A 13,138-nucleotide genomic window follows, 5' to 3' on the forward strand; every position below is an offset into this window, starting at 1 on the left:
GCATGCGACCAGCCTCGGACCTGAACCCGGCTTCAGGTCAAGGGTGACCCGACTCTCTCCGGCCCATCCGGGGAACTTCCGCTGCTCGAAGCGCATAACGGACGATCAGCCGGGAAGCCAGGCCGCCGGAGCTTCGGGCGTGGGAGGCGAGATGGCGTACGGCGGGAGCAGCGGCAGCGAGGGGCCTGACCGGCGCCTGTCCGGTCGTACGCCTCGATGATCTCACTGGTCCGCACCGCCGGCCGGCTCCTTCCGCCGGTGACGGTGCCGCCGGTCGTCAGCGAGGCGTCCCGGAACGTCGGTGCCGTCGCGGCCCGGCTGGCGCGGGCGGCCGGGCTGGGCCGGCGTCGGGTCTGGTCCCGCCCCGGGCGGCACCACATCGAGGTGCTCGGGGTCTGCCAGGACGGCGGCGACGTCCTCGCGCGTCAGGTCGAGGCGGCGCTCGAGCGGATGCCCGGCGTGGAGTGGGCGCGGGTCAACGCCCCGTCCGGCCGGGTGGTCGTCGCCGTCGGTACGCCGGAGCCCGCCCTGCGGGACCTCATCGCGACCGTCGCCCGCACCGAACGCACCTGTCCGCACGAGCCGGACCCGGAGATCCCGCCGCCACACCCGCCCGAGGAGGGGCCGCGCACGCCGCGCACCCTCGGCGCGCTGGCCTCCGACGCCCTGGGCCTGACCCTCTCCGCCGCCACCCGGATCCTGCCGTTCACCCCGGTGCCCGGGGAGGTCGCCGGGCTGCTCGGCGCGGTCGACCTGCACCCGAGGCTGCACGCGCTGGCGGACCGGGGGCTGCGTGCCGACCCCCGGGCCGAGCTGCTGTTCCCGCTCGCCGAGGCGGTGGTGCAGGGCCTCACGGGTAGCTGGACCGGGCTCGTGCTCGACAGCGCGCACCGGGTGGTGCAGTGGGGCGAGGCGCGCGCGCAGCTCCGCGCGTGGAAACAGGCCGAGCCTCGGCTGACCGGGCATCCGGAGCGGGCCGCCGCCTCCGTGCCGAAGGTCGAGCGCCCCCGGCCGAAGCCGGACGGCCCCGTCGAGAGGTACGTGGCCCGGACGCTCGACGCGGGCGCCGTGGCGGCGGCCGCCGCGACGCCGGTCGTGGGTGGGAAACGGGCCGCCGCGCTGGGCCTCTCCGCGCTGCCCAAGGCTCCTGGCAGCGGACGCGAGGGTTATGCCGCGCAGCTCGGCCTGATCCTCGCGCGGCGCGGGGTGATCGCGATGGACCGCAGCGTGCTGCGCGAACTCGACCGGATCGACACCCTGGTGCTGGACGCCGCCGTACTCGGCTCCGACCGGGCCGTGCTGGCGGACCTGGCGCCACTGGCCGGTGCGGACACCGGGCGGGTGGCGGCGCGCGCGTTCGCCCTCTTCGACCCCGCCGCGCCCCGGGAGCTGCGGCACGCCGACGGCTGGCGGCTCGGGCCGCTGGACGCGCTGGACGTCGAGGACCCGGGTGACACCGACGACAGCCGGCGGCTGCGCGACGCGGGCGCCCCCGTGCTCGGCCTGGCCGACGGCGACACCCTCGCCGCCGTGCTGCGGGTCGAGCCGGAGCCGGCGCCGGGCGTCGACGCGCTGCCGGCCGCCGCCCGCCAGGCCGGCCTGCGGCTGGTCGTGGCCGGCGACGACGAGCGGCGGTACGACTTCGCCGACGCCCACCTGCCCGGGCGCGACCAGCTGGTCGAGTCGGTGCGGGAACTGCAACGCGACGGGGCCGTGGTGATGGTGGTCTCCGGCGACCGGGCCGCGCTCGGTGCCGCCGACTGCGGGCTGGGAATCGCCGCCCCCGAGGACCTGCCGCCCTGGGGCGCGCACCTGCTGGTCGGCGCCGACCTGCGGGTGGCGGCGCTGGTGGTCGAGGCGGCCGGGGTGGCCCACCGGGTGGCCCGGCAGAACATCGGCCTGGCCATGGCCGGCACCGGCCTCGGCGCGCTGGGGGCGCTCACCGCCCCCCGCGCACAGCTGCCCGGCCGCGCCGTCACCGCCGTGAACGGGGCGGCGGCGCTGGCCTTCGCGCACGGCGTCCTGCGGGCGCACCGGCTGCCCGGCCCGGCGGACTCCCCGACGCCGGCCGTCACCGCGTGGCACCTGATGCCCTCCTCGACCGTGCTCGACCAGCTCGACACCGGCCCGGACGGGCTCGCCACCGACGAGGCCGAGCGCCGCCGGGGCGACCGGGACGCCCGGCCCTCGGGGCCGACGGGGCTGCTGCGCGCCTTCGTCGACGAGCTGGCCAACCCGCTCACCCCGGTGCTGGCCGCCGGGGCGGTGCTCTCGGCCACCTTCGGCTCGCCCGTCGACGCCGCCCTGGTCGGCGGCGTGGTCGGCGGGTCGGCGCTGCTCGGGGCGGTGCACCAGCACAACACCGAGCGGTCGCTGGCCGAACTGCTGTCCCGCTCGGCGGTGACCGCCCGGGTACGCCGCGACGGCGCGGAGCGGATCCTGCCGGCCGAGGACCTGGTGCCGGGGGACGTCGTCCTCCTCGAATCGGGGGACGCCGTCCCGGCCGACTGCCGGGTGCTGGAGTCGGCCGGGCTGGAGATGGACGAGTCCTCGCTCACCGGCGAGTCGCTGCCCGTCGGCAAGACCGACCAGCCGGTGGTCGCCGCCGCCGTCGCCGACCGGCGGTCGATGCTCTACGAGGGCACCAGCGTCGCCGCCGGCCACGGGACGGCGGTGGTGGTCGCGACGGGTACGGGCACCGAGGCGGGGCGGAGCCTGGCGATGGCCCGGCAGGCCCCGCCGTCGAGCGGCGTGGAGGCACGGCTGGGCCGGTTGACCCGGGCGGCGATCCCGCTGGCCGCCGGCTCGGCGGTGGCGGTGGCCAGCGCGGGCCTGCTGCGGGGCGTACCCCTGGCCCAGACCGCCGCGACCGCCGCGAACCTGGCCGTCGCGTCCGTGCCGGAGGGGCTGCCTTTCCTGGTCAGCGCCGCACAGCTCGCCGCCGCGCGGCGGCTGGCGGAGCACGGCGCGCTGGTCCGCAACCCGCGCACGATCGAGACGCTCGGACGGGTGGACGTGCTCTGCTTCGACAAGACCGGCACCCTCACGGAGGGGCAGCTGATGCTCGCCGGGGTCGGCGACGACGGCCGGTACGCACCGGTCGACCGCCTCGACGACGGCCTGCTGCGCACCCTCTCGGCCGCGCTGCGCGCCACCCCGGGCGCCGACGACCCCCACGACCTGGCCCAGCAGACCGACCGGGCGGTCCGGTCCGGCGCGCAGGCCGCCGGGGTGACCGAACAGACCGGCGCCCCGGGATGGGAACCGGTGGGTGGGCTGCCGTTCGAGCCGTCCCGCGGCTACCACGCCACCGTCGGCCGGGCCGGGGACCGGCTGCTGCTCAGCGTGAAGGGGGCGCCGGAGTCGGTGCTGCCCCGGTGCTCGGCCTGGCGTACGCCGGGGGGACGCGACGAGCCTCTCGACGACGAGGGCCGCGGCGGGCTGCACGCCGTGCTCGCCGACCGGGCGGGGGCGGGACACCGCGTCCTCGCAGTGGCCGAGTGCCGGGTCTCCTCGCCCGGAGTCACCGACGAACAGGTGCACGACCTGACCTTCGTCGGCTTCCTGGCCCTCGCCGACGGGGTACGCGAGAGCGCCGCCCCCGCCGTGCGCCGGATCCGCCAAGCCGGCGTGCACACCATCATGATCACCGGTGACCATCCGGCGACCGCCGAGGCGATCGCGGCCACCATCAGCGACCACGAGGAGCAGCGGGTCGTCACCGCGACGGAACTCGACCAGCTCGACGACGAGGCCCTCGCCGCGCGGCTCGCCGCCACGGACGTGGTGGCCCGGTGCACCCCGGCGCACAAGGTCCGGATCATCCAGGCGTTGCAGAAGTGCGGACGTACGGTCGCGATGACCGGCGACGGCGCCAACGACGCGCCGGCGATCCGGCTGGCCGACGTGGGCATCGCTCTCGGTCAGCGGGGCACCCCGGCGGCCCGGGCGGCGGCCGACCTGGTGGTCACCGACGACCGGCTGGAGACCATCATCGCCACCCTGGTCGAAGGCCGGGCGATGTGGTCCTCGGTACGCCACGCGCTCAGCATCCTGGTCGGCGGGAACCTCGGCGAGATCGCGTTCAGCGTGCTGACCGCCGCCGCCACCGGCCGCTCGGCGCTCACCGGCCGGCAACTGCTCCTGGTCAACCTGCTTACCGACCTGGCACCGGCGTTGGCGATCGCGATCCGGCCACCCGACGCGGACCACGCCGACGGCCTGCTCCGGGAGGGCCCCGACACCTCGCTGGGCGAAACGATGACCCGGGAGATCGGGCTGCGTGCCGCCGCCACGACGCTGGGCGCCACCGCCGGCTGGACGTTGGCCCGCTACACCGGGCGACGCAGGCGGGCGGGCACCGTCGCGCTGGTCTCGCTGGTCGGCACCCAGCTCGGGCAGACGGTGCTGGCCGGCGGCACCAGCCCGGCCGTACTGGCCTCCACCGCCGCCTCGCTCGGGGCGCTGGTGGTGGTCGTCCAGACGCCGGGGGTCAGCCACTTCTTCGGCTGCACACCGCTCGGCCCGGTCGGCTGGACCATCGCGACGGGCTCCGCGCTCGGCGCCACCTTCACCAACGGCGCGCTCACCCGCCTCGTGGAGCGCCTGCCCGGCTCCGGGTCCGGCGCGGACGACGAACCGGCGTGACCGGGCCCGCCGTCCGCAGTCGACCAGCACGCCGTGACCCCGCCGGACTGAGTCGTCGACCTCCCGCCCGATCCCGCCGGGGTCTCCTCCCGGGCGTCCGGCCCGCCGGTGCACCGCGTACGCCGACCGCCGCCTCCCGGCCGGGGCCGGAGGGCGGCGATCGGTTCGTGACGCGCGGTCAGGCGCGCTCGGAGATGGCCTCGATGAGGTCGCCCACCGGGCGCTCGGGCAGGGAGCGGGCCACGTCGGCGACGGCCACGATGCCGACGAGCTCGTGCCCGTCGATCACCGGCAACCGGCGTACCTTGTGCTGGCTCATGGTCCGCAGGATCTCCGCCGCGTCGTCGTCGGCGCCGATCGTCACCGCCTCGCCCTGGGCGAGTTCACCGGCGGTGACGCGGCCCGGGTCGCGGCCCTCGGCGAGGACCTTCACCACGATGTCGCGGTCGGTCAGCATTCCCTTGAGCCGGTTGTCGTCCCCGCAGATCGGCAGCGAGCCGACGCCCAGCCGGGCCATCTGCTTGGCGGCCGTCTTGAGGTCGTCCTGCTCACGGATGCAGGTCACGTCGTTCGTCATGATCTCGCGTGCGGTCGGCATTGGCTGACACCTCACTTCCAGGGGGATCGTTGCCGTTTCTCCTACCCCCGACCTCCCGGCCCATGCACCCGGAAGGAACCGCCCGCGTCGACAGCGTTTCGCGCCCGCCGGGAGGCCGCGCCGCCCGACCCGGTCGCCCGCCCCGCCTCAGGCCGTCGGGTGCCAGGTGGCGGCGGCGCGGCGCAGCCGGTCGTTGACCGCGCGGCCGACGCCCACCTCGGGGACCGGCTCGACCAGGATCTCGCCGACCCCGGCGGCGTCCAACTCGTGCAGCGCGTCGAACAGCCGCGCGGCGGCCTCGGTCAGGTCGCCGGCGGCGGAGAGCACCTCCACGGCCGCCCAGTCGCCCGCCGGCCGGTCCCGGAAGGCCAGGAAGCCGCGCCGGACCCCGTCGGCCGCCGGTGGCTCGCCGCCCGAAGCCAACCGCAGCGGCGTACGCGGGGCGTAGTGCGCCGCCAGCGTGCCGGGCGCGACGGGCTGCCCGGAGCTGCCCGGGCGTACGGTCACCGGGCCGGCCGCCTCCTCCAGCGCCTCCAGGGGCAGCGCGCCGAGGCGCAGCACCACCGGGCGCCCGCCCCGGGCGTCCACGATCGTCGACTCGATGCCGCACCGCGTCGGCCCACCGTCGAGCACCACGTCCACGGCGGCGCCCAGCCCCCGCACCACGTGCTCCGCCCGCGTCGGGCTGAGCTGGCCGAACCGGTTCGCGCTCGGCGCCGCCACCGGCACCCCGGCCTCGACGATGAGCGCCCGCGCGTACGCGTTGTCCGGCACGCGGACCGCCATCGTCGCCAGCCCGGAGGTGACGATCGGCGGGATCGCCGCCGGCCGGTCCACGATCAGCGTGAGCGGCCCGGGCCAGAAGCGTCCGGCCAACGCCGTCACCGCCGCCGGCACCGCCCCGACCAGCTTCTCCAGCTCGGCCGCGTCCGCCAGGTGCGTGATCAGCGGGTCGAAGCTGGGCCGAGCCTTCGCCTCGAAGATCCGGGCCGCCGCCCGGGCGTCCAGCGCGTTCGCGCCGAGCCCGTAGACGGTCTCGGTGGGAAAGGCCACCAACCCGCCGGTACGCAGGACGGAGGCCGCCTCGGCGATGCCGCTGTCGGCCGGGAGCACGCGTGGGGATCCGGTGGTCACGCCTCCGACGCTAACCTGCCGGGGCGGGCGGCTCGTGGGCGGCCGTGCGGAACCGCGGTGCCCCGCGCCGGCCGCGCCCGCGCGTGAGCCGACAGGAAGGATCATGGCGTGTCCAGCGACCGTCTGATGCGCATCCACAGCCCCGAGTTCCAGGCCATGGCCGAGCGGGTCCTGCGGGTCACCGAGCTCACCTCCCGCCTGAACGTCCTGCCCTTCGAGGACGAGGCGGGCAAGGCGAAGCTGTTCGCACAGATCCTCGGCAGGCCGCTGCCGAAGAGAGTCACGATCTATCCACCCTTCTACACCGACCACGGCCTCCGCCTGGACCTCACGGAACGCGTGTTCGTCAACCAGAACTGCACGTTCCTGGACTACGCCGGCATCCGGCTAGGTGCGGGGGTGATGGTCGGACCGAAGGCCACCTTCATCACCGTCGGCCACCCGGTCGATCCGGAGGAGCGACGGGGCTGGCTGAGCGGAGGGCCCATCGACGTGGCGGAGAACGTGTGGATCGGCGCCGGTGCCACGATCCTCCCCGGCGTCAGCATCGGGCGGGACGCCGTGGTCGCCGCCGGCGCGGTCGTGGCCGAGGACGTACCGCCGGCCAGCCTGGTGACGGGCGGCAAGGCGACCGTGTATCGACAGTGGTGACGCCTGTCCCCGGTGCGCGAGGATGACGGGCATGCTTCGTACCCCCCGGGCTCTCCTGCTGGACTTCGGCGGCGTCCTGGCCGACGCGCCGCCCCAACCGCCGGCCCCGCCGGGTCTGGTGCGGCGCCTCGCCGAACTCGTCGACGGCGCCGTGTCGGACGAGCAGATCGCCCGTGACCTGGGCGAGGGCGCGCGGGCATACGCCCTGTGGCGCGACGACGTGGGCAGGACAGACGACCCGGTCGAGCTGCCGCACGCCCAGGTGTGGGCCGACTTCGTGACCCGGTCCTGGCCGCGGGAGGCCCGCGCCGCCGTCGAGCGGGAGGCGACCCCGCTGGCGTACGCCTGGACCTGGCGCCGGGAGTGGGCGGTGCGTCCCGGCATCGGCGAGGCCCTGCGGCACGCCGCCGGCGCCGGCCTGCCGATGGCGGTCGTCAGCAACACGCTCTGCGGTGCCGCCCACCGGGACTTCCTGGCCGCCGCGGGGCTCTCCGGGCTGTTCAGTGCCGAGTTCTACAGCGACGAGGCCGGGCCCCGGAAGCCGAACCCGGAACTGGCGCTGCTGGCGGCTCGCGCCGTCGCGGTGCCGATCGGCGACTGCTGGTTCGTCGGCGACACCGTGCACCGCGACGTCGTGTGCGCCCGTCGCGCCGGCACGGGCGCCGCGATCCTCATGCGCTCGCCCCGCACCGACCGGGAACCGGCGCTCCCGGGGGTCGAACCGGACGCGCGGATCGAGGACGGCCACGGGCTCCTCGCGCTGCTGCGTGAGCACACCCGCCCGTGACCGGCGGTACCGACTGGCAGGCGTGGCACGAGTCATACGCCGACGCGGACTCCCCGCTGTCACGTCGGCTGCGGCTGGTGCAGCAGCACATCGCCTCGTGGCTCGACGAGCGCTCCGAGGAACGGCTCACGGTGGTCAGCGCCTGTGCCGGGCAGGGCCACGACCTCATCGGCGTACTCGCCGCACGGCCCGACTCCCCGCGCGTGCACGTGACCCTGCTCGAGTACGACGCCGGCAACGTGGCCGCCGCGCGGGCCGCCGCCGACCGGGCCGGACTCTCCCACCTCGTGATCAGGCAGACGGACGCGGGCCAGCTCTCCTCCTACGCCGGGACGGTTCCGGCCGACCTGGTGCTCATGGTCGGAGTCTTCGGCAACATCCCGGACGCCGACGTGCGGCGAACCGTCGCCGCCCTGCCCCAGTTCTGCGCGGCGGGTGCCACCGTGATCTGGACCCGGGCGCGGCGGACCCCGGACCTCACGCCGGCCGTACGGGGGTGGTTCCGCGACGCCGGCTTCGTGGAGGAGGCGTTCCACGCTCCGGCCGACGTGCGGTTCTCCGTCGGCGTCCACCGGTTCCAGGGCACACCGCGACCTCTGGACGCCACGGGGACGCTCTTCACGTTCCTGCACTGACCGCTGATGCTGCCGCGAGCATCAGGTGGTGCTGCGGGGCCCGGAAGACTCGACCCGACCGTGCCCCGCAGCCAGGTCCGTCACGTCGGCTCGACGGGTAGCCACAGCTCGCAGGTAGCGGTGCTGAAGTCGTCCGCACGCTCGAGGATCGCCACCATCGAGGGACCCGGCCGCAGACGCCACGGGTTGGAGGGGAACCACTCGGTCGCGGTCGCGGCCCAGGTGTCCTGCAGGGCCTGCGGGTGGGGCCCGGCGGTGCGGAAGACCGCCCACCTGCCGGCCGGCACCTCGATGGCGTCGAGGTCGTCGGGGACCGGCGTGTCCCGGGACACCGCGACCCCGTGCAGGTAGGTCAGCTCGCTGCCCTCGGTGCCGTCGGGATCGAGGTCGTCGCAGACCTGTAGCAGCCCTCCCGGGTCGGTGTCGCTGAGGGCCTTCAGCCGGGGATGCTCCTGCGGCGGGAGCGCGGTGATGTGCTGCTGGATGTGCGGGTTGACGCCCTGGTGGACGAGTGGGACCCGGGCCGCGTGTCCGACGAGCCGGAACACGGGGCGGTCCACGATGCGGGTGTCCATGGGGATGCTCCCTTCGACGGTCAGGCGGAACCTGACCTGCGGTTGCGTGCGAAGGGGACCTCCGTCGCGGCGAACGTCACCGGGGTTGGCGCCGTGGACCGCCCGGAACGCACGTCCGAACGCCTCCGTCGAGCCGTATCCGTGCCGGACGGCGATGCTCAGCAGATCGTCCTCACCCCGCACGACGTCGGCGGCGGCGACGGTCATGCGGCGCCGGCGCACGTACTCCGACAACGGCATGCCGGCCAACGACGAGAACATCCGGCGCAGGTGGTACTCGGTGGTGCCGAGCGCCCTGGCCGGTCCGCTGACGTCGAACTCCTCGGTGAGGTGCTCCTCCACGAGGTCGACGAGCCGGTTGAGTGCCGCGATCACGAGGCCTCCCTTCGACGTCGATCCTGCTCGTAGGATCCTGCCCGCGGCCCGACCGTAGAGGCCCGATCCGATCAGGTGCCCGGAAGGTCGTCGACGCACGGGCATGCCGCGACCCGCGTGACCGCTCGGCTGTACTCGGCTTTCGTGTCCACGGCCCACCACCCGACGGACACCGCCACAGCAGCGCTTCTGACCCTGACCGGGACCAGCGACGGCGGCTCCTGGTCGACCGCCCCGCCCACGGCGCTCCCACCCCCTTCCCAGGTGCCGGTTTGACCTGACCTGGACGACGGTAGGAACTGGCGGGGGGCACCTGCCGGTGCACCGCGACCGCCGCCCTCATGCTTGAGGCTTGCCGGTCTCCCCCTGCGGGCCATTCGACCGGATTGACTGGCATCTACGCAGGGCCGCGCTGTTGCTCATGACCCCGTGGCTTCCGCTCGTTGTCCACTCCCAGGGCACTCCTCGGGCGGGGCGTAGGCACGAATGGTGCCGTTGTGCCGCGCAACCCTTCCGTCAGCGGTGAGGGCTACGACGCGTTTGCAGACGGGACACCGACCCCCCTGACGCTGCGAGCGCTGAGCCACCTTGCCTCCTCGGGTAGGCCGTTGCACGCCTTCACTACCCGCCATGCCACGAGGTGCCGACCGACTACAAACGGTCGTGTCCATGGGAGGGTCGACCTACGCGGTGACCCATTTTAGCGCTGAGGTGCACGACGGTTGTCCGGTCGGCGTCGGAGCTGGCTGCACCCGCCATCCCGCGTGCACCCAGTTCCGGCCGCCTGCGGCTGCGACTGCTCCTCTTACCACGCGTGATGCCGCTCCATGACCTTGAACGGCTCTCGGAGTATGACCGGCAGGTCGCCCAGGGTGGCGAAAGCCGGCCCGCCCCAGCCCGGGTCGGTGTCGTTGTGCTCCGTGGTCCGGAAGACAGTCATACCGGCCGCTGCCGCCCCGGCCAGCTCACCGTCTGCGCCGTCGCCAACAAAGACGCACTCCGCCGGCCCAACACTCAGGCGCTCGGCAGCAAGGTGATAGATCGCCGGGTCGGGCTTGGCCAGCCCGACATCGCAGGAGAAGACCGCGACATCGAACCGTTGGGCGAGCGGACTCTGCGGCCATGCCTCGGCAGTGTCCGCGGTGGCGTTGCTGATGAGAGCCAGCGGATGTCCGTCGCCGCGTAGCGCGTCGAGCACGTCCAGGGTGGCGGTCGAAACGCTGTCCAGCACCCGGCGCCCGAAGGCTCGCCGATGCTCACCGGCCCGTGTCACCTGTTCGTTGGTTGGTGTGCCGCCGAGGCGTCCGGCGAGGATGCGGATGGTCTCCTCCACGTCCCACCGGACCAGCCGGTCCCGCCAGGTGGCGTGGTACGCGGTGACCAACTCGGCCGGAGCTACCCCGACCATGACCGCCATCTCGCCGACTACCCGGTCACGCTCCTCGTCGGCCCCCTGGATCAAGGTATGGAAGAGGTCGAAGATCACTGGCCGCGACATCTCAGCATCCTACTGAGATCGTCATCGCTGCCACCTTGCTTGCCATCCCACCCCCACGTCGACCTGCCCGGCAAGGCGCTGTTCGTGCGGCAGACGCTCCAGCGGACCGACCGGGGGCTTGAGTTCGTGCCGCCGAAGACGCACAGGTCGAGTCGTCCGCTGCCGCTGTCGACGCTGGCCGTCCGCGCGTTGGAGTCGCAACGGGTGCGTCAGGCGAAGGAGCGGCTTGCCGCCGGCGAGGTGTGGTCGGATCTCGGCTTGGTGTTTGCCAGCACGATCGGCACGCCGATGGAACCGCGGAACGTGAACCGGCGCTTCGAGCAGCTCCGCGCAACGGCTGGGCTGGAGTGGCTGCACCTGCACGACCTGCGGCACGCCTTCGCCACGTTCCTCCTCGACCAGGGCGAGGAGCTGCGCACGGTGATGGAGCTGCTCGGGCACTCCACGATCCGGATGACGGCCGACACCTACGGGCACGTCCTACCGGCGCGGGCTCGTCAGGCTGCCTCGGCCATCGACCGGATCCTCGGCGAGGAGGGGACGGCGTGACCGCTTGGCTGTACGAATGGCTGTACTCGGGGCCGAGATCAACCATGGAAAGTGCTGGTGGAGCCCAGGGGACTCGAACCCCTAATGCCGTAGGCCGGGCGGAGATCGTCTGCAAACGGGCAGATCTGGCCCCTGATCAGGGCTGGAGCCCTCAGCACCTCTCGACGTTTTACAGGCGTTTCCGGGCTCAGTTGTGCCGGATCTGTGCCCGATGATCATGCCAGAGCATCGAACTTGATCGAGCTGTCGGCGTGCGGGTTCCGCTACAGAGTCAAGGTACGCGCTGACGTACATAGATCCGTCGGCTCCGAGAAGCCGCGTGCCGCTGGCCATCGGCCCAGCCAGCCTCCGTGCCAACACCTACGCTCAGTTACCGGCACGCAGTCGGCCAACGCCCGGATCGCGGCATAAGCGTGCATCCAGCTCAGGGCTTCGGACCGACTACGGCAGGTCTAGCAGGGCCTCTATCCGCGTGGTCAGGACCTGCCCCATGGTTCCTTCGATGTGGACGCTGACGACCGCACTGCCCGGTGATTGGGCCAGGTGAACCAATAGCGGGGGCATGCCCATGAGCGGATACCGGAACCAGGCGTCGGCTGACTCGTCGTTCGTGTCGTCCAGCGCTCCGGTGAGCGCCGCCTCATCAAGGTCGTCGTACACGTAGCCGATGTACCCGCTGATCCGTTTCAGCACCTGGACGACGTTGTCCTCGGCCACCCGTCCCTGAACGGCTGGTCCCGCATCGGTAGCGCGCCGGGTTTGGTCACTGCCTGAGTCGGATTCATGGCGCAACTGCGGACGAGTACGGAGAAGTTCGCTGGTCCCGTAGGAGTTGGCTAAGTACTCACGAATCACCCTTACCGCGCCCGGTTCGCCTGAGGACAACAGGCGTTCGAGTTCTTCGGAAGGTCCTTTCTCGGCCAGGAGCCAGGCTCGCACCTGCCAGGCACGGCCTCGGAAGCGCTCGGCAGCATCCACGAAGAGTGTGTCCCGGTCCAGCATCTGCAGGAGTTCGGGCAAGGTTTCATCAACACGTCGCCGAACATCTTTCGACACCTTGACAAGCGTCGCTCGGTCTTTGATCTTCCACTGATCGCCCCCCGACAGGGTGGTGAACCCGATCCGGTGACGCCAGATGCCGTGAACTTCTCGGGGAAGCTCGGAGACGGGAAGTCCCAGGCGGCGCCGGTGGCTCTCCCAATGCGGAGCCAATACCAGCGCTACGTTGATGTAGAAAACCTTCTCTGTCCTGGTGGAGTGCGTCGATGACTGCAGTTCCACGATGAACACGTCCCTGTCCCGGGAGAATCGGCGGAATACCCGAGCACCCTTCTCACGCTCGAACCCGTACCCGGCAAGCTGCTCCGCGAAGCCCTTGACGAAGGTATCGAACAACGACCGCATACTCGTCACAACGCTGTCTCAACTCTCCGTAGCGCCCCGGAATACCCTACGACGCGGCGATCAGCGCCCCCGGAACTCCCCGACTCCGTCGGCGCACTGTTCTCGGCAGATCAGGACGCCGCCAGGAACGGCCCGTCGCCACTCAACGTAATGATCGATCGTCCGCATCCCGATGTCGGCTGGCTCACTTGGGACTGCGTAGATTTCCGTGTTTGACCTGGGTGTGGTCCGTTGGACAGGACGTCGATCCTGTCCAGGAAGGACCACGTCATGGCAGACAAGAAG

10 protein-coding genes are annotated in these 13,138 nt (G+C 72.9%); 5 read left to right on the forward strand and 5 right to left on the reverse strand.

What is annotated here, in order from left to right:
* The first annotated feature begins 216 nt into the window (after positions 1-216).
* Positions 217-4,647: an HAD-IC family P-type ATPase gene (locus tag ACGFNF_RS18705; protein WP_393169303.1), complete on the forward strand. Its 4,431-nt coding sequence runs from the start codon at positions 217-219 to the stop codon at positions 4,645-4,647.
* A 178-nt stretch (positions 4,648-4,825) separates the two neighbouring features.
* On the opposite strand, the gene ACGFNF_RS18710 is transcribed toward ACGFNF_RS18705, so the two are convergent.
* On the reverse strand, positions 4,826-5,245 hold the full coding sequence (locus ACGFNF_RS18710; protein ID WP_357577050.1) for a CBS domain-containing protein: 420 nt from the start codon (positions 5,243-5,245) through the stop codon (positions 4,826-4,828).
* 147 nt (positions 5,246-5,392) lie between these two features.
* Entirely contained in the window at positions 5,393-6,379 is a 987-nt protein-coding gene (locus ACGFNF_RS18715) for an L-threonylcarbamoyladenylate synthase (protein ID WP_393169305.1), read from the reverse strand.
* 108 nt (positions 6,380-6,487) lie between these two features.
* Here ACGFNF_RS18715 and ACGFNF_RS18720 point away from each other — a divergent pair, with 108 nt between their 5' ends.
* Genes ACGFNF_RS18720 through ACGFNF_RS18730 form a run of 3 tightly spaced genes read left to right on the forward strand, consistent with a single transcriptional unit; the run spans position 6,488 to position 8,452 of the window.
* The gene (locus tag ACGFNF_RS18720) at positions 6,488-7,030 is read left to right on the forward strand and encodes a DapH/DapD/GlmU-related protein (protein WP_393169306.1); all 543 of its coding nucleotides are present in this window, start codon (positions 6,488-6,490) and stop codon (positions 7,028-7,030) included.
* A gap of 31 nt (positions 7,031-7,061) precedes the next feature.
* A complete protein-coding gene (locus ACGFNF_RS18725) occupies positions 7,062-7,817 on the forward strand; it encodes an HAD family hydrolase (protein WP_393169308.1) in 756 nt (251 codons plus the stop codon).
* The gene (locus tag ACGFNF_RS18730; protein ID WP_393169310.1) at positions 7,814-8,452 is read left to right on the forward strand and encodes an SAM-dependent methyltransferase; all 639 of its coding nucleotides are present in this window, start codon (positions 7,814-7,816) and stop codon (positions 8,450-8,452) included. Before ACGFNF_RS18725 ends, ACGFNF_RS18730 begins: the two co-directional genes overlap by 4 nt.
* A gap of 80 nt (positions 8,453-8,532) precedes the next feature.
* On the opposite strand, the gene ACGFNF_RS18735 is transcribed toward ACGFNF_RS18730, so the two are convergent.
* Positions 8,533-9,402, reverse strand: a complete 870-nt coding sequence (locus ACGFNF_RS18735; RefSeq protein WP_393169312.1) for a GyrI-like domain-containing protein — start codon at positions 9,400-9,402, stop codon at positions 8,533-8,535.
* Between the two features lie 805 nt (positions 9,403-10,207).
* Complete coding sequence (locus tag ACGFNF_RS18740; protein WP_393169314.1) at positions 10,208-10,900, reverse strand: HAD family hydrolase; 693 nt, start codon at positions 10,898-10,900, stop codon at positions 10,208-10,210.
* A 39-nt stretch (positions 10,901-10,939) separates the two neighbouring features.
* Between ACGFNF_RS18740 and ACGFNF_RS18745 the strand changes: the two genes are divergently transcribed.
* Positions 10,940-11,449 carry a tyrosine-type recombinase/integrase gene (locus tag ACGFNF_RS18745; RefSeq protein WP_393169316.1) on the forward strand — a complete coding sequence of 170 codons (510 nt, stop codon included), beginning with the start codon at positions 10,940-10,942 and terminating at the stop codon, positions 11,447-11,449.
* A 441-nt stretch (positions 11,450-11,890) separates the two neighbouring features.
* On the opposite strand, the gene ACGFNF_RS18750 is transcribed toward ACGFNF_RS18745, so the two are convergent.
* Complete coding sequence (locus ACGFNF_RS18750; RefSeq protein WP_393169318.1) at positions 11,891-12,844, reverse strand: DUF4304 domain-containing protein; 954 nt, start codon at positions 12,842-12,844, stop codon at positions 11,891-11,893.
* Positions 12,845-13,138 lie beyond the last annotated feature (294 nt).

Source organism: Micromonospora sp. NPDC048868, from assembly GCF_043198195.1.
GTDB lineage: Bacteria > Actinomycetota > Actinomycetes > Mycobacteriales > Micromonosporaceae > Micromonospora > Micromonospora reichwaldensis.